22 protein-coding genes are annotated in these 21,578 nt (G+C 62.5%); 11 read left to right on the plus strand and 11 right to left on the minus strand.

All coding sequences use genetic code 11. The features are described from left to right. Nucleotides 1–76: 76 nt before the first annotated feature. The 3 genes from C495_RS10765 (at nucleotide 77) to C495_RS10775 (ending at nucleotide 2,802) form a co-directional block, all read left to right on the plus strand. Nucleotides 77–1,135: a M20/M25/M40 family metallo-hydrolase gene (locus C495_RS10765; protein ID WP_008162793.1), complete on the plus strand. Its 1,059-nt coding sequence runs from the start codon at nucleotides 77–79 to the stop codon at nucleotides 1,133–1,135. A gap of 108 nt (nucleotides 1,136–1,243) precedes the next feature. Continuing rightward, entirely contained in the window at nucleotides 1,244–2,410 is a 1,167-nt protein-coding gene (locus C495_RS10770) for a thiolase C-terminal domain-containing protein (protein WP_008162795.1), read from the plus strand. Then, nucleotides 2,407–2,802, plus strand: a complete 396-nt coding sequence (locus C495_RS10775) for a Zn-ribbon domain-containing OB-fold protein (protein ID WP_008162796.1) — start codon at nucleotides 2,407–2,409, stop codon at nucleotides 2,800–2,802. The genes C495_RS10770 and C495_RS10775 overlap by 4 nt, the downstream gene beginning before the upstream one ends. Nucleotides 2,803–2,807: 5 nt before the next feature. On the opposite strand, the gene C495_RS10780 is transcribed toward C495_RS10775, so the two are convergent. The 3 genes from C495_RS10780 to C495_RS10790 form a co-directional block, all read right to left on the minus strand. Continuing rightward, nucleotides 2,808–3,764 carry an alpha/beta fold hydrolase gene (locus C495_RS10780; protein ID WP_008162798.1) on the minus strand — a complete coding sequence of 319 codons (957 nt, stop codon included), beginning with the start codon at nucleotides 3,762–3,764 and terminating at the stop codon, nucleotides 2,808–2,810. Between the two features lie 69 nt (nucleotides 3,765–3,833). After that, nucleotides 3,834–5,003, minus strand: coding sequence for an ArgK/MeaB family GTPase (locus tag C495_RS10785; protein WP_008162799.1), 1,170 nt, complete (start codon nucleotides 5,001–5,003; stop codon nucleotides 3,834–3,836). Next, a complete protein-coding gene (locus tag C495_RS10790) occupies nucleotides 5,000–5,416 on the minus strand; it encodes a cobalamin B12-binding domain-containing protein (RefSeq protein WP_008162801.1) in 417 nt (138 codons plus the stop codon). The genes C495_RS10785 and C495_RS10790 overlap by 4 nt, the downstream gene beginning before the upstream one ends. A 283-nt stretch (nucleotides 5,417–5,699) precedes the next feature. On the opposite strand from C495_RS10790, the gene C495_RS10795 reads away from it, so the two are divergent. Then, entirely contained in the window at nucleotides 5,700–6,374 is a 675-nt protein-coding gene (locus C495_RS10795; RefSeq protein WP_083902476.1) for an HD domain-containing protein, read from the plus strand. Between the two features lie 309 nt (nucleotides 6,375–6,683). Here C495_RS10795 and C495_RS10805 read toward each other — a convergent pair whose 3' ends face one another. Beyond that, nucleotides 6,684–7,361, minus strand: coding sequence for a LysE family translocator (locus C495_RS10805; protein ID WP_008162805.1), 678 nt, complete (start codon nucleotides 7,359–7,361; stop codon nucleotides 6,684–6,686). A gap of 122 nt (nucleotides 7,362–7,483) precedes the next feature. Here C495_RS10805 and C495_RS10810 point away from each other — a divergent pair, with 122 nt between their 5' ends. Beyond that, nucleotides 7,484–8,152 (plus strand): O-methyltransferase, encoded by a 669-nt coding sequence (locus C495_RS10810; protein ID WP_008162808.1) that lies wholly within the window; start codon nucleotides 7,484–7,486, stop codon nucleotides 8,150–8,152. On the opposite strand, the gene C495_RS10815 is transcribed toward C495_RS10810, so the two are convergent. The 3 genes from C495_RS10815 to C495_RS10825 form a co-directional block, all read right to left on the minus strand. Next, a complete protein-coding gene (locus tag C495_RS10815; protein WP_008162810.1) occupies nucleotides 8,137–8,592 on the minus strand; it encodes a hypothetical protein in 456 nt (151 codons plus the stop codon). The two genes, C495_RS10810 and C495_RS10815, sit on opposite strands and share 16 nt — an antisense overlap. Before the next feature lie 46 nt (nucleotides 8,593–8,638). Then, nucleotides 8,639–10,603, minus strand: coding sequence for a PAS domain-containing sensor histidine kinase (locus C495_RS10820; protein ID WP_161605564.1), 1,965 nt, complete (start codon nucleotides 10,601–10,603; stop codon nucleotides 8,639–8,641). A 70-nt stretch (nucleotides 10,604–10,673) separates the two neighbouring features. Further along, entirely contained in the window at nucleotides 10,674–11,465 is a 792-nt protein-coding gene (locus C495_RS10825) for a creatininase family protein (protein ID WP_008162816.1), read from the minus strand. Nucleotides 11,466–11,840: 375 nt separating this feature from the next. Between C495_RS10825 and nikR the strand changes: the two genes are divergently transcribed. From nikR to C495_RS10845, 4 genes are all read left to right on the plus strand, one after another. Continuing rightward, on the plus strand, nucleotides 11,841–12,269 hold the full coding sequence (gene nikR, locus C495_RS10830) for a nickel-responsive transcriptional regulator NikR (protein WP_006066624.1): 429 nt from the start codon (nucleotides 11,841–11,843) through the stop codon (nucleotides 12,267–12,269). 80 nt (nucleotides 12,270–12,349) lie between these two features. Beyond that, on the plus strand, nucleotides 12,350–12,727 hold the full coding sequence (locus tag C495_RS10835; protein ID WP_008162818.1) for a cupin domain-containing protein: 378 nt from the start codon (nucleotides 12,350–12,352) through the stop codon (nucleotides 12,725–12,727). Nucleotides 12,728–12,882: 155 nt separating this feature from the next. Then, nucleotides 12,883–14,070 carry an orc1/cdc6 family replication initiation protein gene (locus C495_RS10840; protein WP_008162821.1) on the plus strand — a complete coding sequence of 396 codons (1,188 nt, stop codon included), beginning with the start codon at nucleotides 12,883–12,885 and terminating at the stop codon, nucleotides 14,068–14,070. Nucleotides 14,071–14,507: 437 nt separating this feature from the next. Continuing rightward, nucleotides 14,508–15,659: an acyl-CoA dehydrogenase family protein gene (locus tag C495_RS10845; RefSeq protein WP_008162823.1), complete on the plus strand. Its 1,152-nt coding sequence runs from the start codon at nucleotides 14,508–14,510 to the stop codon at nucleotides 15,657–15,659. Between the two features lie 182 nt (nucleotides 15,660–15,841). Here C495_RS10845 and C495_RS10850 read toward each other — a convergent pair whose 3' ends face one another. Beyond that, nucleotides 15,842–16,414: a HalX domain-containing protein gene (locus tag C495_RS10850; RefSeq protein ID WP_008162824.1), complete on the minus strand. Its 573-nt coding sequence runs from the start codon at nucleotides 16,412–16,414 to the stop codon at nucleotides 15,842–15,844. A 229-nt stretch (nucleotides 16,415–16,643) separates the two neighbouring features. Then, nucleotides 16,644–18,626: a 3-hydroxyacyl-CoA dehydrogenase/enoyl-CoA hydratase family protein gene (locus C495_RS10855; RefSeq protein WP_008162826.1), complete on the minus strand. Its 1,983-nt coding sequence runs from the start codon at nucleotides 18,624–18,626 to the stop codon at nucleotides 16,644–16,646. A gap of 115 nt (nucleotides 18,627–18,741) precedes the next feature. Here C495_RS10855 and C495_RS10860 point away from each other — a divergent pair, with 115 nt between their 5' ends. Continuing rightward, the gene (locus tag C495_RS10860; protein WP_008162827.1) at nucleotides 18,742–19,893 is read left to right on the plus strand and encodes an acyl-CoA dehydrogenase family protein; all 1,152 of its coding nucleotides are present in this window, start codon (nucleotides 18,742–18,744) and stop codon (nucleotides 19,891–19,893) included. Between the two features lie 101 nt (nucleotides 19,894–19,994). Here the strand turns inward: C495_RS10860 and C495_RS18485 are convergent, their stop codons facing one another. Continuing rightward, a complete protein-coding gene (locus tag C495_RS18485) occupies nucleotides 19,995–20,120 on the minus strand; it encodes a hypothetical protein (RefSeq protein WP_275039967.1) in 126 nt (41 codons plus the stop codon). A gap of 19 nt (nucleotides 20,121–20,139) precedes the next feature. Further along, nucleotides 20,140–20,670 (minus strand): hypothetical protein, encoded by a 531-nt coding sequence (locus tag C495_RS10865; RefSeq protein WP_008162829.1) that lies wholly within the window; start codon nucleotides 20,668–20,670, stop codon nucleotides 20,140–20,142. 59 nt (nucleotides 20,671–20,729) lie between these two features. On the opposite strand from C495_RS10865, the gene C495_RS10870 reads away from it, so the two are divergent. Next, nucleotides 20,730–21,482: a helix-turn-helix domain-containing protein gene (locus C495_RS10870; protein WP_008162832.1), complete on the plus strand. Its 753-nt coding sequence runs from the start codon at nucleotides 20,730–20,732 to the stop codon at nucleotides 21,480–21,482. The last annotated feature ends 96 nt before the right edge of the window (nucleotides 21,483–21,578 follow it).

The following is a 21,578-nucleotide window of genomic DNA, read 5'->3' on the forward strand; positions in this document are numbered from 1 at the left end:
AGTTGATGACGGCTGAACAACAATATCCGGAGCGAGGGGCCGGAATTTTCACCTAGAAGGGAAACAATGTCCTCGTATGGACCACCAACGTCGTCAATTTCTCGATGATTTGCTTGCCACTGCAACACCGTCCGGCTTCGAAACAGCAGGGCAGCGCCTGTGGATCGAGTACGTCGAAGAATTTGCTGACGAAGTGCGAACTGACGAGTACGGAAACGCTGTCGCCGTCGTCGAGGGCGGTGAGCCGTCGGTCGCGCTGACGGGCCACAGCGACGAGATTGGCTTCATGGTTCGGGATATCGAGGACAACGGCGCGGTTCGAATGACCGCGATCGGTGGCTCGGATCAGACCGTCTCGAAAGGCCAACACGTCCGAATTCAGACCGCCGACGGCGTGGTCCCGGGGGTCGTCGGCCAGACCGCGATTCACCTCCGCGATACGGACAACGATTCGATCGACGAGATCGACGAACAACACATCGATATCGGTGCCACGGACGACGACGAGGCCGCAGAACTGGTCGAGCGCGGCGATCCGATCACGTTCGACCAGACGGTGTCCGAACTGGCAAACGACCGCATCGCAGCCCGCGGGCTGGATAACCGAGTCGGCATCTGGGCCGCCGCAGAAGCGCTTCGTCGGGCAGCCGAGGGCGACCTCGAGGCGACGGTCTATGCCGTGTCGACGGTTCAAGAAGAGGTCGGCCTGCAGGGTGCGAAGATGGTCGGCTTCGATCTCGCCCCCGACGCAGTCGTCGCGGTCGATGTCACACACGCCACGGACGCGCCGGGAACGCCGTCGGCCCGGAAAACGGGCGTCGAACTCGGCGCGGGGCCGGTCGTCGTCCGCGGGAGTGCGAACCACCCAGCGCTCGTGACCGCTGTTCGTGAGGTGGCATCCGACGCGGGAATCGACGTACAGTTGCAGGCGTCAGGGAACCGAACCGGCACGGACGCCGACGCCTTTTACACCTCTCGCGGCGGGATTCCGTCGCTGAACATCGGGATTCCGAACCGCTATATGCACACGCCCGCCGAACTGTTGGACCTCACCGATCTCGATGCCGTTGCCGACTTGCTCGCCGAGTTCGCGGCCGTCGCTCACGAACACGAGTTTTCGGTCGACGTGCGATAATCGCTGGCGGGCAAGCTGGTGCGTCTCTCCGCGGTCGTTGAGACGCATTGCTCTGTTGGTGTGAACACAACCGCGGAGTATTAACGGGATGACCTGTTAGACGTGTGTATGAGTAACGTGCGTGTCGCAGGTGTCGGCCTGACGCCGTTCGGAAGCACTCCCGAACGGACGGGTCGAGACCTCTTCGCGGAAGCGAGTATCAAGGCGTTCGAAGACAGCGGTGTTCCCCGTGAGGACGTCGACGCCCTCCTGTATGGGAACTTCATGGGCGAACTGTCGGAACATCAGGGTCATCAGGGGCCACTGATGGCCGAAGCCGCTGGCGTACAGGCACCTGCGACCCGCTATGAGTCCGCGTGTGCCTCGAGCGGGGCCGCCGTTCGGGACGCAGTCATGCGCGTTCGCAACGGCGAGGACGACGTGGTTCTCGTCGGCGGTGCCGAACGGATGACCAACCTCGGCACCGCGGGCGCGACGGAAGCGCTCGCCATCGCCGCGGACGACCTCTGGGAAGTGCGCGCCGGAACGACGTTCCCCGGCGCGTACGCACTGATGGCACAGGCGTATTTCGACGAGTTCGGTGGCGAACACGAGGATCTGGCCCACATCGCGGTCAAGAACCACGAGAACGCACTGACCAACGACAAGGCCCAGTATCAGCGCGCGATCGAGGTCGAAGACGTCCTCGAGGCCCCACAGGTCTCGAGTCCGCTCGGCCTGTACGACGCCTGTCCGATCTCCGACGGCGCTGCGGCCGTCGTCCTCACGAGCGAGGAATACGCCGACGAACACGACCTCGAGGCACCCGTCGCGATCACCGGCACCGGACAAGGCGGCGACCGCATGGCCTTACACGACCGCGAGCATCTCGCACGCTCGCCCGCCGCCCGCGAGGCCGGCGCGGAGGCCTACGCCGACGCCGGCGTCGACGCGACCGAGGTCGATCTCGCGGAGGTCCACGACTGCTTTACCATCGCCGAAGTGCTGGCGCTCGAGGCGCTCGACCTCGAGCCGATCGGCGAAGGAATCACGGCGGCTCGGGACGGCCGAACCACGGCCGACGGTGAGACGCCGATCAACCTCTCGGGCGGCCTGAAAGCGAAGGGGCACCCAGTGGGTGCGACCGGCGCGTCTCAGATCGCCGAGGTCGCGAAACTGCTCGCCGGAACACATCCGAACAGTTCGGCCGTCGAAGAGGCGACGACCGGCGTCGCCCACAACGCGGGTGGGACGGTCGCCAGTGCAACGGTCCACGTGCTGGAGGTGGTCGAATGACAGACCCCGAAACCGGCGTGCAAGACGCTGGCTTCGACGACTGGCTCGATGCTGCCGAAGAGGGTGACGCGTACTACCTCGAGTGTGCCAACGGCCACGGCTCGCTCCCGCCGCGGCGGGTCTGTCCCGACTGCGGTTCGACGGACCTCGAGGAGGTCCCACTGCCCGAGACGGGCGTGATCGAGACGTTCACCGTCACACACGTGCCGACCCCGGCGTTCGAAGAGGACGCCCCCTACGCGACGGCCGTCGCCGACTTCGGTCCCGTGGCGCTTACGGGACAGGTCGTCGGCATCGATCTCGACGCGATCGAGACCGGCCTCGAGGTCGAACTCGAGATCACGGTCTCGGAGACGACTGGCGAGCGCGTGATCGGGCTCAGTCCGATCTAAAACGACTACTCTTTTCTCGTTCGGTCGCCGTCAGTGCCGACGGATGACAGCTCCGCGGTCAGATACTCGACGAATTTCTCGGGGTGTTCGGCGTGGGGTAACAGCGTCGCGTAGTCGATCACGACGAGTTCGAGGTCGGCCGCATCGGCGAGATTCCGACCGTCACGCAGCGGCACGAGTTCGGCGTCACGGCCCCAGACGAGCGTGGTCGGCGTCTCGAGGGCGGCGAGTTCGGTCTGGAGGTCGAACTCGGGGTCGAGCGTGCCGGCGGCGAAGGAGGCGGGCGCGTAACGGGCACCCGGCTGGTGGGCACTCTGCCAGGCGTACTCGACCGTCTCATCGTCGACTCGAGACGCGTCGTAGTAGCCGTCGCGGTCGTAGAAGTAGCGAATCGAGGGCTTGCTCGCGAGCAGATTGAACAGCGTCGTCCCGACGATGGGCGTCCGGAGGAGGGTTCGCAGCCACGGCCGCTCGGTGGCGGTCTCGTCGGTCGGACAGATCAAGACGAGTTGCTCGAACTCACTTTCGGTGGCGGCATCGACAGCGAACGACCCGGTGAGCGAGGAGGCGACGACGATCGGCGTATCCGTGACGTCGCGGGCGAAATCGCGGATGAACTCGGCGTACAGCATCGGCGAGTAGACCAGCGGCGGCCGCTCGGAGCGGCCGAAGCCGGGGAGATCGACCGCGATCACGTGGTAGTGGTCGGCCAACTGCTCGACGATCGGCGCGAACTCCTGACTGCTCGCGGCGGCGTGAATCCCGTGACACAGGAGCATGTCCGGATCGTTGGGGTCGCCGGCGACGGTGTAGGCCGTCTCGATCCCGCGCCAGCGATACGTCCGCTCGACACCGACGATCGGGTTCTCGAGGTCAGTCGCACGGTTCGCTAGCAGCCGGTTCCCGAGGACTGCCGTGCCGACGGCACCGACGGCTGTGCCGAGGACTCTTCGGACGTTCATACCTGTCAGTAGCTCACCACCGTTCTTCAACCTGCGGTTTAGGTTCAGAATCTGCCGGCGAGAAATCCCCTACGTGTTCTCGACGCCGGCCTCGAGTTCGTCGATACAGTCTTCGACGGGGGTCAGCAGTTCGTCGGCGATCGTGTACGGATCGGTCTCGCCGTTACGGACGGCTTCGGCGAGGTCGTTGATTCCGCCGGCGTCGGCGAGTTCGTCCTCGAGGATGTCGTGGACATCCTCACGCAGGAGGGTGCGGATCTCCTCGGCGTAGCGCTGTCGAACCTTCTGGGCGTGGGTGCCGGAGTCGACCAGATACGTCTGGTGGTTCGCAAGTTCCTCGAGGAACGTCTCGACGCCGTCGCCTTTCGTGGCGATGGTTTCGACGATCGGTGCGGTCCAGCTCGATTCATCGTCGATGTCGCCCCAGTCGTCACCGTCGTCCATCTCGTCGGCCCCGTGGTGGCCGGTGCTGTCAGTTCCGAGACCAGTGCCGCTGCCGAGGTGAATCATCTCCTGAAGTTCCTGGACGGTTCGGTCGGCACCTGGTCGATCGGCTTTGTTGACGACGAAGACGTCGCCAATCTCTAAGATGCCGGCTTTCAGCGTCTGGATATCGTCACCGGAACCCGGCGGGACGAGCACGGCGACAGTGTCTGCGGTCCGGACGATGTCGATCTCGTTCTGGCCAGCGCCGACGGTCTCGATGATGATCTTGTCCTTGCCGAAGGCGTCCATCGCCTTGACCGCGTCTGCGGTCGCCGTCGAGAGCCCACCGAGCGTGCCGCGGGCGCTCATCGANTCGATGATGATCTTGTCCTTGCCGAAGGCGTCCATCGCCTTGACCGCGTCTGCGGTCGCCGTCGAGAGCCCACCGAGCGTGCCGCGGGCGCTCATCGAGCGCACGAAGACGTCCATATCGCCGACCGTCGAGGCCATCCGGATTCGGTCACCGAGCACCGCGCCGCCCGAAAACGGCGACGACGGGTCGATCGCGATCACGCCGACCGTCTCGCCGCGTTCTCGGTAGGTCTCGGCGAGTTTGTCGACGAGCGTCGATTTGCCCGCGCCGGGGCTGCCCGTAATGCCGACGACGTCGGCGTCACCCGTATGGGCGTAGAGTTCCGAGACGAGTTCTCGATACCCTGGCGAGCGATTTTCGATCTTCGAGATCACTCTGGCAAGCGCGCGGTGTTCGCCCTCGAGCAGACCCTCGAGTAAGGCGTCGTCGTCTGCGTTCATCGCTCGGGGGCGTTCTCGCGGACGAACTCGATCGTCTCCTCGATCGACGTCCCGGGGCCGAAGACGGCCGCGACACCCTGTGCTTTGAGTTCGTCGCGGTCTTCATCCGGAATAACGCCGCCGGCGAGGACGAGCGTGTCCTCTTTCGCGCCGTACTCCTCGAGGCCGTTCATGATCTTCGGGACGAGCGTGTCGTGTGCGCCCGAGAGGATCGAGATCCCGAGGACGTCGACGTCTTCTTGGACGGCCGCCTGAACGATCTCATCCGGCGCTTTGTGCAGGCCGGAGTAGATGACCTCGAAGCCGGCGTCACGGAACGCACGGGCGATGACGTGTGCGCCACGGTCGTGGCCGTCGAGCCCTACTTTCGCGACGAGACACCGAATCGACTCCTGCTCCTGTTCGCTGCTCATACCACTACTTCCCGAGCCGCCTGTTTGACTTTAACGGAAATTTGTGGGTGTTTTCTCGAGTGTACTGGCGGAGAACTGGTCCACACACCGGTGGATGTGAGCGATCGATGCCACAGCCGGCGAGCCGTGTCATGCAGCCGGTGGTCACTGGCAGGTATTCGGGTCACGGGGTGGTCTCGGACAGTCATGTTCGCGCAGAACTATTTTGAACCAAAGGCTAAAGAGCGAAACGACCGAACATTCCGGTAATGACTATCGTTCGTTTACTGCGGAGGGATCTCTCGTGGGCGTCGAAATAAAAGAAACCAGGGTGACCGACGCGGAGTTCGAGGAGATGAAGGGGTTCGTCTTCGAGTATCTCGCGGCCAGCGTGAAGAAAGAAGAGGAAGGTGGCCGCATGCGCTGGTACCCGTGGCACTCCGCCGAGTACCGACATAACCACATCCTCAACGTGGTCTCGCTGTCCGAAGAGATCGCGCGCAAGGAAGGCGCAGACGTCGACGTCACTCGCGTTGCCGCCCTGTTTCACGACGTGGCCAAACTCGAGACCGATCAGGAACTCCACGCCGAAGCCGGCGCTCGAATCGCCCGTGAGTACCTCGAGTCCCGAGCCGGGTATCCCGAGTCGTTCATCGAGCAGGTGTGTCGCGCGATCGAACACCACTCGTTTCAGGGCGATCTGACCGATCTCGCCCTCGAGACGCAGTGTCTGATTGAAGCCGACCTCCTCGATAAGGTCGGCGCAAACGGCACCGCGCTCATGCTGTTGCGCATGGGCTATGAGGCACGCACCCACATGGATGCCGGCGAGATGGTCGACCGCGTCCTAGAGCGCGGTTACGATGCCGCCTCGCGTGTCCAGAGCGAGACCGCAGAGAGCATCGCCCACCAGCGACTGAAACGCGTGACGTGGTTTCGCGAGTGGCTTGAGGACGAAATCGCGGCGATGGGCGACTGAGACGGACTGTTGTCCTCATGTCCTGACGCGACCGCGAGTCGGCCTCCAAGGTCGTTCGCTCACGAGCGAACGACCAGATAGAGCAGTCCACCCATCAAAAGCGGGTACACCAGCGCGGCGAGATACCATTCGAGGCCCATATACGGATCAGGACAGTGATGAGTACTGATTGTTTTGGTCGTCCCCAGTGAGTTGGAAACGGCGATTTCGCGCGACAGATCACAGACGGAGGCGTTCTCGGACGGCAGCCGACCCGAGTACACGACGGCACTGCGATCGGTGTGACACCGCTTCGGCCGGAGCGCTCCACTACAGCAGTGCTGTCCCACCGGTCACTAGGAACCAGACGCCGAACCCGGCCAACACGGCCCCGCTTCCCGCAGCGATCATCGGTGCGAAGGCATCGACGCGCTGGTCGGCCGCGACTAGCGCTGCCGGATAGACGACGATCCAAATCGCGATTCCCGCAAAGAAACCGGCCAGCAGCGATGGCGACCCCGTTTGGACGACGAACACGTCCTCGAGGGCGTCGCCAGCGCCGGGGACATACGAGAGGACATCGAGCGTCCCGGACTCGAGTAAACCGACGCCGACGGTGAGCCAGAAGCCGATCTGGTAGGGGTTGGTCAGCGAGAGCGCGAACGTTTTGCGAAAGCCTTTCGAGGCGTGATCGCCGCCGTCGGTAAACGATGTCGCGGCTCGTGCTTCCTCGAGCGCGCCGATGGCGAAATACAGCATGAGCAAGCCGCCAGCGAAGTAAAGTACGGGTCGAACGATCGGATAGCGGTCGATCACGGCCATCGCACCGGCGAGCGTGAGGACGAAAAAGAGCACGTCAGCGACCATTGCGCCGAGGCCAGCGCGAAAGCCGGCCGGCCAGCCGCTGACGACGCTCTCTTCGGCGATGATGGCGTTCATTGGTCCCGGCGGTGCAGCGAGTGCGAGGCCGAAGACGACACCCGCAAGCGCTGTCGTCAGTGCAGTCACGTCAGGGTACTCTCCGTTCGGCTGTCAGCGGTGAAAAAGCCAGTGACTTCGGTTTCGGCCGCGAGCGTCTCGAGGACCCTCGGACGGCGACTTTCATGTATCTGCCATCGGTAGCTGGTGGTATGGTCGAGATCCTTTCGGACGAGATTACCCGCTTTCTCCGTGCCGCTGGGCCAGCGCCCGACGATCACCTACGCGAGATGGACGACTACGCCGAGCAGGAGGGGTTCCCCCACGTCGGCCCCGAAGTCGGCGCGTTCCTCCGGTTTGTCGCCCGCATGAGCGACGCCGAACGAATCTTCGAGTTCGGCTCGGGCTATGGCTACTCGGCGTACTGGATGGCCGAGGCGTTGCCCGCCGACGGCGAACTCGTTCTCACCGAAGTCGACGACGACGAACTCGAGTTAGCTCGCGAGTACATGACTGCGGGCGGCTACGACGACCTCGCGCGGTACGAACTGGGCGACGCACTGGCGACGATCGAGCGCTACGACGGCCCGTTCGACGTGGTGTTGATCGATCACCAGAAACACCGGTACGCCGACGCCTTCGAGGCCGTTCATCCGAAAGTCCCAGTTGGCGGCGTCGTCGTCGCGGACAATGCGATCACCGCAGGTCCGATCGAGTTCGAGAAACTCCTCGAGATCGCAGACGGCGGAACGCCCGACGATGTCAACACCCACACACAGGGGATCGCCGACTACCTCGAGCGCGTCGGCACCGATCCGGCGTTCGAGACGATCGTGTTGCCGCTCGGAGAAGGGATCGCAGTCAGTTATCGGGTCGAGTAGTCGGACGTCTCACCCTCGAGGATCTGTTCTTCGGGCGCGTCAGCACTCGAGGTGGCACCGTACTCTCGGAAGCCGAGAAACGCCGTCGTCGATCCAGCAGCGAGCAGTGTCGCCCACGTGGCCGCGGTCACCGAGTGGATAACGAAGTCGGTGACGCCGGGGACGGCCGCACTGACCGTTGCCAGACCGACTGCGTGAATCCCGGCAACTGCGAGAAATGCCCCCCAGAGGGCAAACGCAAGGATCGCAAGCGTTCGTCGAGAGATGCGGGCCGCATACTGTGCGGTACAGAAGACCCCCGCAATAGCGACGAGCGTTGCCCCGACTGTCGGCACGAGTGCATCGGCCGCACCGACACTCCCGGCGACGCCAAAGCAGGCGAGCGATACGGCGAACAGCAGTCGGCCCGAACAGGTGGTAGTCGGAATCACGTCGTGCACCGCTTTGCTGGGACGAATAGGCGATCAGATATATAGCTGTTGGATTCTAGTGTGAACACGGCTCACACGATTCGGGGTCGTCGACTGCCGGCAGCGTCATCGAAAACGTCGCCCCCGCTCCGGGTTCGGTTTCGACCCAAATGTCGCCGCCGTGACGCTCGACGATCCGACGACACAGTGCCAGCCCGATTCCGGTCCCCGGATGTTCGTCGTGCGTGTGCAACCGCTGGAACACCTCGAAAATTCGCGTCGTCTCGTCCGGGTCTATCCCAATTCCCTCGTCGCGGACCGAGACGATCCACTCGGACCCGCTCTGTTCAGCCGAGACGTGGACCCGTGGCGGCTCATCACCGCTGTACTCGAACGCGTTCGACAGGAGGTTCTGGAACACCTGCCGCAGCTGATTTCCATCACCGCGAACACAGGGCAGCGACGACACCGTTACGTCCGCCTCCTGTTCGTCGATCCGAAGCGCGAGATCCTCTCGAGCGTCTTCAAAGACGGCTTCGAGGTCGACCGGTTCGAGTTCGCCCGCCCGTGTCTCGACGCGCGAGTACTCGAGCAGTCCATCGATCATCGCCGACATGCGCTCGGCACCATCGACCGCGTACTCGAGAAACTCGAGCCCGTCGTCGTCCAAGGCGTCGTCGTAGCGACGTTCGAGCAACCGCAGATAGCTCGAGACCATCCGCAGCGGTTCCTGCAGGTCGTGTGAAGCCGCGTAGGCGAACTGCTCTAACCGTTCGTTCGATGCCTCGAGTTCGCGTTGATACGCCTCGCGTTCGGTGACGTCGCGAACGATGCCAGCCCATTTGTTGCTACCATCCGCGGCGTCGGCTCGCGTGCGCTCACCGTCGCGCGGGGTGTCACTCGAGGTCCCCACAGCCGCATCCGGAGCCGTGTGCTCGGCCGTCGAAATCGTCGTCACGGTCGCTTCGATCGGAACCGGCGTCCCGTCTTTCGTCTCGAGTGTGGTCTCGAGCGTCGACGGCTCGTTGTCGTCGGTAGCCAGTTGCTTCGTCTGCTCGAGGGCGGGCTCGCTGCTAATGAGCGACGCGGGAGCACCGAGCAGCTCGTCGCGGTCGTAGCCGGTGAGCTCCGTATAGGCGTCGTTGACGGCCACGAATCGGTCGTCTTCGTCGAGGACGTAGATCCCGTCGTCGATGGTTTCGATGATCCGTTCGTACCGCTCGAGTTGTCGTTCCCGCCGTTTCCGAGCCGTGATATCGCGAAAGTACACCGACAGCCCCGTCTCCGAAGGGTACACCTGAATCTCCATCCACAGCTCGAGCGACTGAGAGTAGCGCTCCCAAGAGATCGATTCCTGTGTCGCCATCGCCTCCTGATACCGGTCTGCAAGCTCCGACCGTTTGCCGCCGGGGAACACCTCCCAGATCCGTTCGCCGACGAGGTCGTCGCTCGAGTGGCCAAGCAACTCCTCGGCGCGTTCGTTGACGTGCGTGAACCGCCACGACTCATCGAGTGCGTAGAACGCATCCGAGACGCGACCGAGGATCTCGCTTACCGTCGTCTCGAGGGCCATCGCGGTGGATTCAACGGCTGTCGATTTCGGTTGGTCGGGTACAGCGCTCGGCTCTGATTGCTCGACCGGCCGGACGATTCCCACGAACTCCGCGGTTCGACCGTCGGCTCGGAGACGGGTCAGCCGGAGGTCACAGCGAACTGTGTCACCAGCGGCGGTCCGGAGTGTTCGCTCGAGGGGAACGACGTTCGCTGTCCCATCGGGACGGTGCCCTCGAACGGCCTCCTCGAACTGCGCTGGCTCGAGTGACGGCAGAACCGTCGCCAGTCGTTCACCGAGAAGCTCCGAGCAGGAGTAGCCCGTCAACTCGAGGAAGGTGTCGTCGACTGCGACGAACCGGTCGTCGACATCGAGTCGGAAGACGCCACCGTCGACCGTCTCGACGAGTGCCTGACAGCAGCGACGCGCGGTCCGCTCGTCACCAGCCGACCAGCACTCTGCGCCCGACGACTCTGTTCGGTCGCTCATTGTCCGCACCACGCCACTCGGAGGCATAAGTCCAACGTCGATTCGATCGTGGGACCGCTGGTCGCCCCCGTTAGCGACCGCTTCCGGGCTGTGGGTCCACATGGGGGGCCGGCATGAGCGCTTCGAAGGGCTGGGAATCGAGCCACTCGAGGAGCTTCACGAGCTGTTCCGAGGCGGCGTCGAACAGCTGTGCGCCGATTTCGGGCGTCGCATCCGTCTGGTCGCCGAAGACGCCGTTTCGACTGTTCTCGATCGCATCGTAGAAGGTGGTCGCCCCGTGGACGCGTTCGGCGTCGTACTCGAAGACGGTGCCGCCGTCACGGGCGTCCTCGAGTCGATCATCGCGGACGAGGTGCTTGGCGATGTGCATGATCATGGCGGTCTCTTTGGGGCCACCGTGTGGACCGGGCGTCTCGAAGACCGCCTCGATCAGGTCGGGAATCGACTCGTCCCACATCCACTCGATAGCGTAGGCCGTGGCGTCGTCGTGGAGCCGCCGGCCGACCTCCCGGAGATGGGCGACGTTGCCGCCGTGGGCGTTGACGTAGACGATCCGGTCGATCCCATGGTAGGTAAGGTTCCGTGAAAAGCTCTCGACGAAGTCCCGAAACACCGGCGGCTCGACCCACATCGTCCCGTGAAACTGTCGATGGTGGGCGCTGACACCGATCGGTATTGGCGGGGTACAGAGATGCCCGGTCTGTTCGGTTGCCTCGCGGGCGAGTGCCTCCGCGATCATGTAGTCGGTCCCCTCCGGCAGATGAGGGCCGTGTTGTTCGGTCGACCCGAGTGGAACGACCGCAAGCGATTCGTTCGCGACGTACTCCTCGAGATCCGGCCACGTCTGCTGTGGGAGATACATACGTACTGCTCTGGCTGGAGTCTGAAAACTGTCTAGTACGATCGTCACACGGAGTGGAACTGTCTAGTACGCTCTTCATATGGGACGGACACCTGTCCCACAAGCGATACGCGTTCTCGTGGCCGGACTGATCGGCCTGTTCTCGTGGCCGAACTGATCTGAACTGATCGGCCTGTCACCACCGCGTTCGCTCATCACGGTCTCCGCTCGACTGATCGTCCGCCGTACCGACGCAGGCGCGGTCGGCGTATCGACGTGCCGAGAGACCGGGACAACTGGCAACTCGAGTTCTCAAACACCGGTTTCCGGGCATCGTGACGGTCTGCCTCGAGGACGATGATAAGCCTTAATAGAATATGGCCGCCGAGTTATTATATGGCAGTCGTAAGCGTCTCAATGCCGGACGAACTTCTCGAGCGACTCGATCAGTTCGCGGACGAACACGGCTACACTGGCCGTAGTGAAGTCGTCCGGGAGGCGTCCCGGAACCTGCTCGGTGAGTTCGAGGACACTCGCCTCGAGGATCGAGAGCTGATGGGAATCGTCACCGTGTTATTCGACTACGAGACGACCAGCGTCGAAGAGCGAATGATGCATCTGCGCCACGAGCACGAGGATCTCGTGGCCTCGAACTTCCACAGCCACGTCGGCGACCACTACTGTATGGAGCTGTTCGTCCTCGAGGGCGAACTCGAGGACATCTCGACGTTCGTCGGCAAGATCCGAGCGACCAAGGATGCGCTGACGGTCGACTACTCGGTGATTCCCGTCGACAGTTTCGATCCGATCTCACAGGATAGCTGAGATCGATTCCGGACGGGAAACGTGTCATTCGCTTCGACCGAACAGTATTGTTTTAGCGTTTGCCCACTCAATGGTCGAGCATGAGCTATCGGAAGGTCAATTACGAGGAGGTCGAGCAGGTCTCCAGTGCGATGCACTTTCTGAGTGATCCGCTCGAGACCGAGCGGGTCGGTGTGACGGTGGCGCGGTGTGACCCGGGCTGGAACAGCAAACCACACGACCACACGGACAACGATCACGAAGAAGTCTACGTGCTCATCGAAGGCGAAGCGACGGTGATCGTCGACGACGATCCGGTCGCCATGGAGACCGGGGACGCACTCTGGATCCCGCCAGCGTCGACGCGCCAGATCCGCAACGGGGACGAAGAGAGCGCGTTCGTCCTCGTCAGCGCACCGAGTATCAGCGACGAGGACGGCGACGACGGCGAGTGGCTGCTGTCGGGATTTGCCGGCTGAGCGCTCGAGTCCGTCGCCAGTGCGTCTCTCGGCTCAAGGGCGAGGCCTGTTCGTCCTAACATCGGAAGCGGTGGGGTTGCTACCATATAAAATCACGGATACAACGGAAACAGCGGAACCAAAGGATAAAGACATCCAACGAGACACGTCACGCAATGTCGGATTTCAGCTTCAAGCCGACCGGGAGTATCTTCAAAGAGCGTGAAGCGCTCTTAGAGGAGTGGACACCCGACGAATTGGTTGGTCGGGACGAAGAACTCAGGCAGTATCACGCTGCACTCCAGCCCGTGATCGAAGGCGAAACGCCATCCAACATCTTCCTGTACGGCAAAAGCGGCGTCGGGAAAACCGCTGCGACCCGGTTTCTCCTCCAACTGCTCGAGCGCGACGCCGGGAAGGTCGACGGGCTCGACCTCCACACCGTCGAAATCAACTGCGACGGCCTCAACTCCAGCTATCAGACGGCCGTTGCACTCGTTAACGAACTCCGCGATCCGACGAACCAGATCTCGAACACCGGCTACCCACAGGCCTCAGTCTACCAGTTTCTGTTCGACGAACTCGATACACTCGGCGGCACCGTCCTCATCGTCCTCGACGAGGTCGACCATATTCGAGACGATAGCCTCCTCTATAAGCTCCCGCGAGCGCGCTCGAACGGTGACGTGACGGCCGCACGGCTCGGCGTGATCGGCATCTCTAACGATCTCGACTTCCGGAATCAGCTCAGTTCGAAAGTCCGCTCGAGTCTGTGTGAGAAGGAGGTCTCGTTCAGCGCCTACGACGCGAACGAACTCTGTGAGGTGCTTCGCCAACGTGAGGCAGTCGCCTTCGAGAACGACGTCCTCGATACCGGCGTCATCGAGATGTGTGCCGCCTACGGCGCGAAAGACTCCGGTGACGCGCGACAGGCGCTCGATCTCTTGCTTGAGAGTGGCGACATCGCCCGCGAGACCAACACCGAACTGGTAACGGAAGCCCACGTCCGCGAGGCCAGAGAGCGACTCCAGACCGATCAGGTCGTCGAAGGGATCAGTAACTACTCGATGCACGGCCAACTCGTCCTGTGGGCGTTGACCATCTTAGAAGAGCAAGGACAGACGCCGGCGCGAACTCGTGACGTCCGCGACCCCTACGAAATGCTGTGTGAACGCGAAGGCAACGATCCTGTCTCCGACCGCGCAGTGCGTGAGTATCTCGCCGAACTCGAGACGCTCGGCATCATCTCCTCGACACAAGTCAACCGCGGGAAAGGCGGCGGAAAGTACAAACAACACGAACTCGATCAGTCCGTCTCGAGTGTGAAAGCCGGCCTGTCGGAGCTGTTGGATACCGCTGCGTGAGTGAGACGGTCTGCTGTACCGAGACACCCGCAGGGACGTTTCTACCCCACCACTTCCGCTGTTACTGGGCGACTGTGTGGCTCACACCCACCCCACTGCTTCCGCTGTTAGCTGAACTCGAGGTGACTCGAGGACTGCCGTTCCGGCCGGTACTGATCCACGAGACATATATAGAATTAAGTACTATAGCTAAAAACCATATCCGCATACCGTTTCTCACTAACTGCAAGGCACCCCCTCCCATGGGGGTGGTGCAGTCGTTTTCCCGCTAACAGCGGAAGCAGTGGGGTGGGTGGGTCCCACTGCTCGACAGTCCGCTGTGCTCGCAGGTCGACTCGCATGATGGGTTCATCCGCCCGTGACATCCCGTCGATATGCCAGTACGGCTTGCACAGTTGCCCCGCGGCTATATTGATCGTGCGATCGTATGACAGGTTATGGAGTTACTCGAGGACAGCATCGTCCCGAAACACGCACACGAGATCAAAGCCGAGGCGCGTGAGTTCGCGCGCGAACACATCGAACCGAACGCACAGGAGCACTTTCAGGACGGAACGTATCCCGAAGCAATCCTCGAGGCAGGTCAGAAGGCGAACCTCGTCGCACAGGACATTCCGGAGGAGTGGGGCGGGCGCGGGCTTGACCTCCCGCAGCTACTCGCGCTGACGGAGGAGTTCTATCGGGCGGATGCCGGGATCGCGCTGACTCTGCAACTGGCGAGTTTCGGCTGTGAGATCACGTACAAGTACGGCTCCGACGAGCAGTGTGCGGAGTACATCCGGCCGGTCGCGGAAGGCACACAGCGCTCCGGGCTCGCCGTCTCGGAACCCGAAACGGGCAGTGACCTCGCCGGAATGCAGACGACGGCCGAGAAAGACGGCGACGAGTACGTGTTAAACGGCGAGAAGTATTGGATCGGTAACGGCGTCGAAGCTGATTGGGTGACGGTCTACGCCCGAACGGGTGACGACGAAGATAACCGGTACGGCAACCACTCGATGTTCATCGTCCCCACCGACACCGACGGCTACGAGGCCGAACACATCCCCGAGAAGATGGCGATGCGCGCCTCGAAGCAGGCTCACATCGAGTTCGACGACTGCCGGATTCCCGAGTCGAACCTCATCGGCCACGAAGGGGCCGGCTTCATGATGCTCGCGGAGTTTTTCAACCACGGCCGTGTCATCGTCTCCGGCCACAGCCTCGGTCTCGCCGCCGCCGCCATCGAAGAGACCTGGGAGTTCGTCCACGGCCGCGAGGAGTTCGGCCGAACGATCAACGAGTTTCAGGCGGTCCAACACGGACTGTCAGACATGCTCATCGCGTTCGAACGCGCTCGAGCGCTCGCCTGGCGGGCCTGCGAAAAGGTCCACAACGGAGAACAAGCGGGCTACTGGGCGGCGTTGGCGAAGACGAACGCGACGGAGGCGGCCGTCGAAATCTCCGAACAGGGAATGCAGTTTCACGGCGGCCGTTCGGTCTTGGACGAGCGTCGGATCGCTCGCGTCTTCCGCGATGCCCGAATCCCCGTCATCTACGAGGGAGCAAACGAGATTCAGCGGAACCTGATCTACGGGCAAGCGCCCTGAGCGGACTCGCCGCCGCCAGCGGCTGGTTGACTCGAGTGTCGACAGCGAACGAACACACAGCCGTCACAACGGGCTGCTCAGCAAGTCGGTCATTGGCCGTGTCAGCGCAGTCGCTGGCACGCACGGACACGCGATCGGATGAGAACGGGGGGATCGCTCGCGTTCGACTCGGCCGATGACGTTCAGTTTTCGGGCTGGAGGTCTTCGAACGCCCCAACGAACTCGTCGTGGGATTGCATCTCCGAGACCGTCTTGTCGACACGGCCGCGGAGTTCGGAGACCCGCTCACAGAGCTGTTGATACTCGTCGTTATCCGCGAGTTCGTGCTCGATTTTCTCGGATTCCAGCAGTGCTTTCTTCGAGACGAGGGCGTAGTACTCTCGGATGTCCGATTCGTACTCCGATCTGCCGGCCACCTCGGCGACGATCTCGATGAGTTCGTCCTTCGAGACCGGCTTGACGAGATAATCGTCGAACCCCATCTCGATGATGTCGAAATCGGGATCGACTGCGGTTACCATCACGACTCGCGAGTCGTAGCCAGTGTCTCTGATCTTCGTCAGGACCTGATCGCCGGACAGCCCCGGCATCCGTCGATCCAGCAAGACAACCTCGACGGAATCATCCATCTTCTCGAGGGCTGCGTCCCCGTCGTAGGCCGTGTCGACGACCCATTCGGTCTCGAGCCATGCAGCAAACAGGTCTGCAAGACGCGCTTCGTCGTCTACGACGAGTATCTCGAGCGTCTCACTCACCCGTTGTCCCCTCCGTTCTCGTCATCGGTTGAAGCCACGACTTACCAATAGTACCTCCGGGTGATAAATCTCGCGACCATTTCGGTCGATGGCTGCCGACCTCCGAACGAACTGAACGCTGTCTCGAGTGGCAGTGTGACTCTATCCCACCGTCGACTAAAAGTGAAACCGGTGGCGATCACTCGGTTTCGCCACTGAGACGGGCACAGCGGCTACGATCGTTCCCGTGTTACTTGCCCTCGAACTCGGGGTCGTCGTCGCCGAAGAAGGCGTTGATGCCCTCGTGGACGTCCTCGGAGTTGACGACGTGGCCGAAGCCCATCGACTCGACCTCGAGGCCGGCTTCGTGGTTGTCCCAGCCTTTCTGCATCGCGCGCTTGGTAAAGCGCATCGCGAGCGGTGGGCCACCAGCGAGCTTTGCGGCGTACTCCTGTGCAGCCGTCTCGAACGCGTCCGGTTCGACGACCTCGTTGACGAACCCGAACTCGGCCATCTCGTCGGCGGGGAACCGCTCTGCCGTGAAGATGATCTCCTTTGCACGGCCCATCCCGACGATACGCTGGAGCCGTTGGGTTCCGCCCCACCCGGGGAGCAGGCCGAGGTCGAACTCGGGCTGGCCGAACTCCGAGCGCGAGGTCGCGATTCGAATATCGGCACACGTCGCAAGCTCCATCCCGCCGCCGAGACAGTAGCCGTCGATGGCGGCGACGACGGGCATCTCGATCTCCTCGAGGCGACCGAACGTCTCCTGACCGTACTTGGAAAGCTCGACCGCGTCGAACGGATCGGCCCCACCACCAGCGATGCTCATGAAGTCCGCGCCCGCGGAGAACGCCTTCGAGCCGGCACCCGTCAGCAGGAGGGCGCGCACGCTGTCATCGTCGTCGACGAGGTCGATTGCGGTGTCGAGTTCGTCGATCAGTTCGAGGCTGATGGAGTTCATCTGCTGGGGCCGGCTGAGTTCGATCTGTGCGACCTTGTCGCCGGGGTAGGTCAGTTCGATCGTGTCGAACTCCACCGCGCCGTCTTCCTCGTCCGCGTCATCGTAGAAGCCGCCTTCTTCGACGACGGTCGCGAGGTGGTCGAACGGCTCGTATCGTGGGTGTTCGGCGTCCTCGTACGCGTCCTCGAGCGCGTCAGCAAGCGCCGCGACACCGTACTCGTCGGCGAACTTCGCGGGGCCTTTCGGCCAGCGGCCGCCGAGTTTGACGGCAGTGTCGATCTCTGCCGGTGAGGCGACATCGTCACCGACGAGGTAGGCGACTTCGTTTGCGAGCGCGGCGAGCAGCCGCTCTTTGACGGTCTCGTTGAACAGATCGTCGTCCATCGAGACGTCCGCGCCGTCACCGTCCTCGTAGTCGTAAAAGCCCTTGCCGGACTTCTGGCCGAACTCCTCGTTTTCGACTTTCGCTTTCAGCGTCGGCGACGGCTCATAGCGCTCGCCCGCGACCTCGTGCATGTAGTCGAGGACGTGGTAGCCGACGTCGATGCCGACGTAGTCTGCGAGTTCGAAACTCCCCATCGGCAGCCCGATGTCGAACTTCGTCGTCGCGTCGACCTCTTCGATGGTGGCGACGTCGTCTTCGACGAGCCATGCGGCCTCGTTCATCAGCGGGACGAGAATGCGGTTGACGATGAATCCGGGGACGTCTTTACGCACGCGAACCGGCGTCTTTCCGATATCCTCCGCAAACGCCTCGATGACGTCGAGCGTGGCGTCATCAGTGTGCCCACCGGAGATGACCTCGACGAGATCCATCCGGATCGGCGGGTTGAAAAAGTGCATCCCACAGAACTCTTCGGCCCGGTCCGTAAACTCCGAGAGATCCGTGATCGAGAGACTCGAGGTGTTCGTCGCGAAGATCGCGTCGTCGGAGGCGACCGACTCGAGTTCCTCGTAAACGTCTTGTTTGATCTCCATTTTCTCTGGAACGGCCTCGATGACGACGTCGGCATCGCCACAGGCTTCCGCCATGTCGACGAGCGGCGTGATCCGTTCTAAGGTGGCGTCGGCTTCCTCCTGGGTAAGCTGGTCGTTCTCGGCGAGCTTGTCGAGCGACCACTCGATCTGTTCGTACCCGTTCTGGACGAACTCGTCGTTGATATCACGTAGATTGACGTCGTAGCCAGCCATCGCGACGACCTCCGCGATACCGTGGCCCATATTTCCTGCGCCGAGAACTGCGACGGTGTTGATGTCTTCCAGCTCCATGGTCATAGTTGCAATCGGCACGGGTTTCAACGTTTCCCTATTTCCTAAAGAAAACTATAGTTTCGTTTACTGTCGGTTACAAAGCTCTTTACCACTGGCCTAGGAACGTCTTGACATGGAATTCGGTCTCACCGAAGAACAGGAGCAGATTCGTGAGGAAGTCAGGCGATTCGCCGAGAACGAAATCGTCCCTGCAGCAGAGGAGTACGACGTCGAAGAGAAGTTCCCCCACGAGATCGTCGATGAGGCCGCGAAGATGGGGCTGGTCGGCTCGTCGATCCCGATGGAGTACGGTGGCGCGGGCTACTCGACGCTCGAGACGGTCCTCATCGCCGAGGAACTATTCTCGTACGATCCCGGGATCGCGCTCTCGATCATGGCGTGTTCGTTCGGGACCGAAGCCATTCAGGAGTTCGGGACCGAAGAGCAGAAAGAGCGCTTCTTAGAGCCCGTTGCGATGGGCGAGAAGATTTCGGGGGCAGCGATCTCCGAACCCGACACCGGGTCGGACGTCTCCTCGGTGTCGACGCGCGCCGAGAAAGACGGTGACGAGTGGGTCGTCAACGGCAACAAGATGTGGATCACCAACGGGACCGTCGGTGACTTCTTCGTCATGCTGTGTAAGACCAACCCCGACGCCGAGGGTCGGTACAACGGCTTCAGTCAGATCGTCGTCGAGTCCGACCGCGACGGCTTCTCGGCCGACAAGATCACGGGCAAGATGGGCATCCGCGCCTCGGACACCGCCGAACTCATCCTCGACGACGTCCGCGTCCCCGAGGAGAACCTCATCGGCACCCGCGACGCCGCCTTCATGCAGCAGATGCAGTTCTTCGACGCCACCCGAACCGGCGTCGCCGCACAGGGCGTCGGTATCGCGAAAGGGGCACTGCGCGAAGCCCTCGAGTACGCCCAGGATCGCGAACAGTTCGGCCAGCCGATCAGCGAGTTCCAGGCCGTCCAGCACAAACTCGCCGACATCGCGACCGAGACCGAAGCCGCACGGAATCTGACGTACAAGGCCGCCTGGAAGGTCGATCAGGGCGAGAACATCACCAAACTCGCCTCGATGGCCAAGGAGTACGCCTCACGCGTTGCCGTCGACGCGACAAACGAGGCCGTCCAGATCCACGGCGGGGCGGGCTACGTCAACGACTTCCCCGTCGAGCGACTCTACCGCGACTCGAAGATCACCCAGATCTACGAAGGAACCACCGAGATCCAGAAGAACATTATCGCGCGCGAACTGCTCGGCAAGGGCTTCTAGAGACGAAGTTTTGCGCTGCGGGTGCGCCCGCTGTGCACCCTCGGCAACAATTCGATGAAAAGCACTCCTCCGTTCTCTCCGCTCGTGTCACTCGCTCCGAGTCAGTCGTCGGCCCGCTCTCTCTGACTCACGGCCTTCGGCCGTTCGTCGTTTCGCGACGCGATGCGCCGCGCTTTCGTTCGCTCGAGTCGCGCTCCCGGCCAGTTGCCGTCTTCACCGTCGTCCAACGACGAACGCAACGACTGATCAGCCGTCAGCATCCGAGTCGGTATCACCGTCGTCGCTGTCCGAATCTGTGTCGCCATTGTCACGATCGAAATCGGTGTCGGTCCCGTCGGCGTCAGAATCGGTGTCAGTTCCGACACCGTCGAAATCCGTGTCTCCGTCGTCGCTATCGCTATCGGTATCTCCGTCACCAGTGGGTCGGCCCATGGTCGGTCCCAAAACGTCCGTGCTACTCGAGCCACCCGTCTCCGATTCCGTTGTCGCAGGGTCGACGGTGTGATCGGCATGGGTTGACGGCGACTCCTCGAGCACGTCCCCCTCGCCCTCGTCAGAAGCCGACTCGTCAGCGAGGACGTACAGCACGAGGGGTGGACCGACGTAACAGGCGATGGCAACCACTGCGAACCACGGATCGACGACCACGAGAATGCCGAAGATCGCGAGCGCTGCCGTCGCGGCCGTATGAACCGCGGTGGTGGTATAACGGCGGTAGAACAACCAGAGGCCACGGAGCCATGTCGTGACGGAAAGAGTCACCACCGACGATGTCATACGGATCGTACACCATCCACCGAGAAACCCCTTTGGCGCGCGAGCCCCTTTTACATTCAATGAGAGAATTCGTCTTCGCCCTCGAGTACGAGACGGACACGAACCCAGTGGCCGACGTCCTCGCCGAGTATCCGGCGGCATCGATTCGGTCGCTGTCGTGTCACGTCACCGCGGACAGCCTCTGGCGAGTCGACCACGCCGAGGGGCCGCCGGAGGCGCTCGAGGCGCTCGAGGAGGCCTACAAAACGGCCGACTTCTTCGCGGACTGTCTCGTCAAAGACGACTGTGGGGCCGAGTGTGAGGTGCAGGTACTCGATCGCTCGAGTGACACGCTGGTGGTCTACACCTACTGGGATCGCACGGAGGTCTGTACGTCGGTTCCCCACGTTGCCCTCGAGTATCTTGGCGAGGGACTGCTGTTCGAGACCTATCGCGAGGGGCGCCGGTACCGCTGGCGGATCGTCCTCGGGAGCGACGCGCCGATCCACGAGTTTTTCGACGCACTGGGCGAGGAAGTCGGCGAGTGTGCAGGGATGGAGATGCTGCGGCTGACAGAACTCGACCCCGAACGAAACGGTGTCGCCGCTGACCGCGACGAGTCACTACCGAGCGAACAACGGGACGCGCTGCAGGCGGCCGTCGAGTACGGCTACTACGAGACCCCCCGACGGATCGACCTCTCCGAACTCGCCGACCGACTGGATGTGCCGCGGTCGACGCTGTCTTACCGGCTTCGACGGGCCGAAGCCAGTCTCGCGACGGCGTTCGTCGCCAACGAAGAATCGCTCGAGGCACTACCTGCGGAGCTGTAAGCGATTCGAGGGTCGCCGACAACGGATCGGACGGAGCGACGCCGAAGTTGGCGCACGCCAAATAAGTGGTATGGGAGACGAGCGATTACTGGCAGC

It is taken from the genome of Natronorubrum sulfidifaciens JCM 14089 (genome assembly GCF_000337735.1).
GTDB classification, from domain to species: Archaea; Halobacteriota; Halobacteria; order Halobacteriales; family Natrialbaceae; genus Natronorubrum; species Natronorubrum sulfidifaciens.

Excerpts from the sequence above, each read along its gene's own strand:
- C495_RS10765 (WP_008162793.1), top strand. The coding sequence starts at position 77 with ATGGACCACCAACGTCGTCAATTTCTCGATGATTTGCTTGCCACTGCA.
- C495_RS10770 (WP_008162795.1), top strand. The coding sequence starts at position 1,244 with ATGAGTAACGTGCGTGTCGCAGGTGTCGGCCTGACGCCGTTCGGAAGC.
- C495_RS10775 (WP_008162796.1), top strand. The coding sequence starts at position 2,407 with ATGACAGACCCCGAAACCGGCGTGCAAGACGCTGGCTTCGACGACTGG.
- C495_RS10780 (WP_008162798.1), bottom strand. The coding sequence starts at position 3,764 with ATGAACGTCCGAAGAGTCCTCGGCACAGCCGTCGGTGCCGTCGGCACG.
- C495_RS10790 (WP_008162801.1), bottom strand. The coding sequence starts at position 5,416 with ATGAGCAGCGAACAGGAGCAGGAGTCGATTCGGTGTCTCGTCGCGAAA.
- C495_RS10810 (WP_008162808.1), top strand. The coding sequence starts at position 7,484 with ATGGTCGAGATCCTTTCGGACGAGATTACCCGCTTTCTCCGTGCCGCT.
- C495_RS10820 (WP_161605564.1), bottom strand. The coding sequence starts at position 10,603 with ATGAGCGACCGAACAGAGTCGTCGGGCGCAGAGTGCTGGTCGGCTGGT.
- C495_RS10825 (WP_008162816.1), bottom strand. The coding sequence starts at position 11,465 with ATGTATCTCCCACAGCAGACGTGGCCGGATCTCGAGGAGTACGTCGCG.
- nikR (WP_006066624.1), top strand. The coding sequence starts at position 11,841 with ATGGCAGTCGTAAGCGTCTCAATGCCGGACGAACTTCTCGAGCGACTC.
- C495_RS10835 (WP_008162818.1), top strand. The coding sequence starts at position 12,350 with ATGAGCTATCGGAAGGTCAATTACGAGGAGGTCGAGCAGGTCTCCAGT.
- C495_RS10840 (WP_008162821.1), top strand. The coding sequence starts at position 12,883 with ATGTCGGATTTCAGCTTCAAGCCGACCGGGAGTATCTTCAAAGAGCGT.
- C495_RS10845 (WP_008162823.1), top strand. The coding sequence starts at position 14,508 with ATGGAGTTACTCGAGGACAGCATCGTCCCGAAACACGCACACGAGATC.
- C495_RS10855 (WP_008162826.1), bottom strand. The coding sequence starts at position 18,626 with ATGGAGCTGGAAGACATCAACACCGTCGCAGTTCTCGGCGCAGGAAAT.
- C495_RS10860 (WP_008162827.1), top strand. The coding sequence starts at position 18,742 with ATGGAATTCGGTCTCACCGAAGAACAGGAGCAGATTCGTGAGGAAGTC.
- C495_RS10865 (WP_008162829.1), bottom strand. The coding sequence starts at position 20,670 with ATGACATCGTCGGTGGTGACTCTTTCCGTCACGACATGGCTCCGTGGC.
- C495_RS10870 (WP_008162832.1), top strand. The coding sequence starts at position 20,730 with ATGAGAGAATTCGTCTTCGCCCTCGAGTACGAGACGGACACGAACCCA.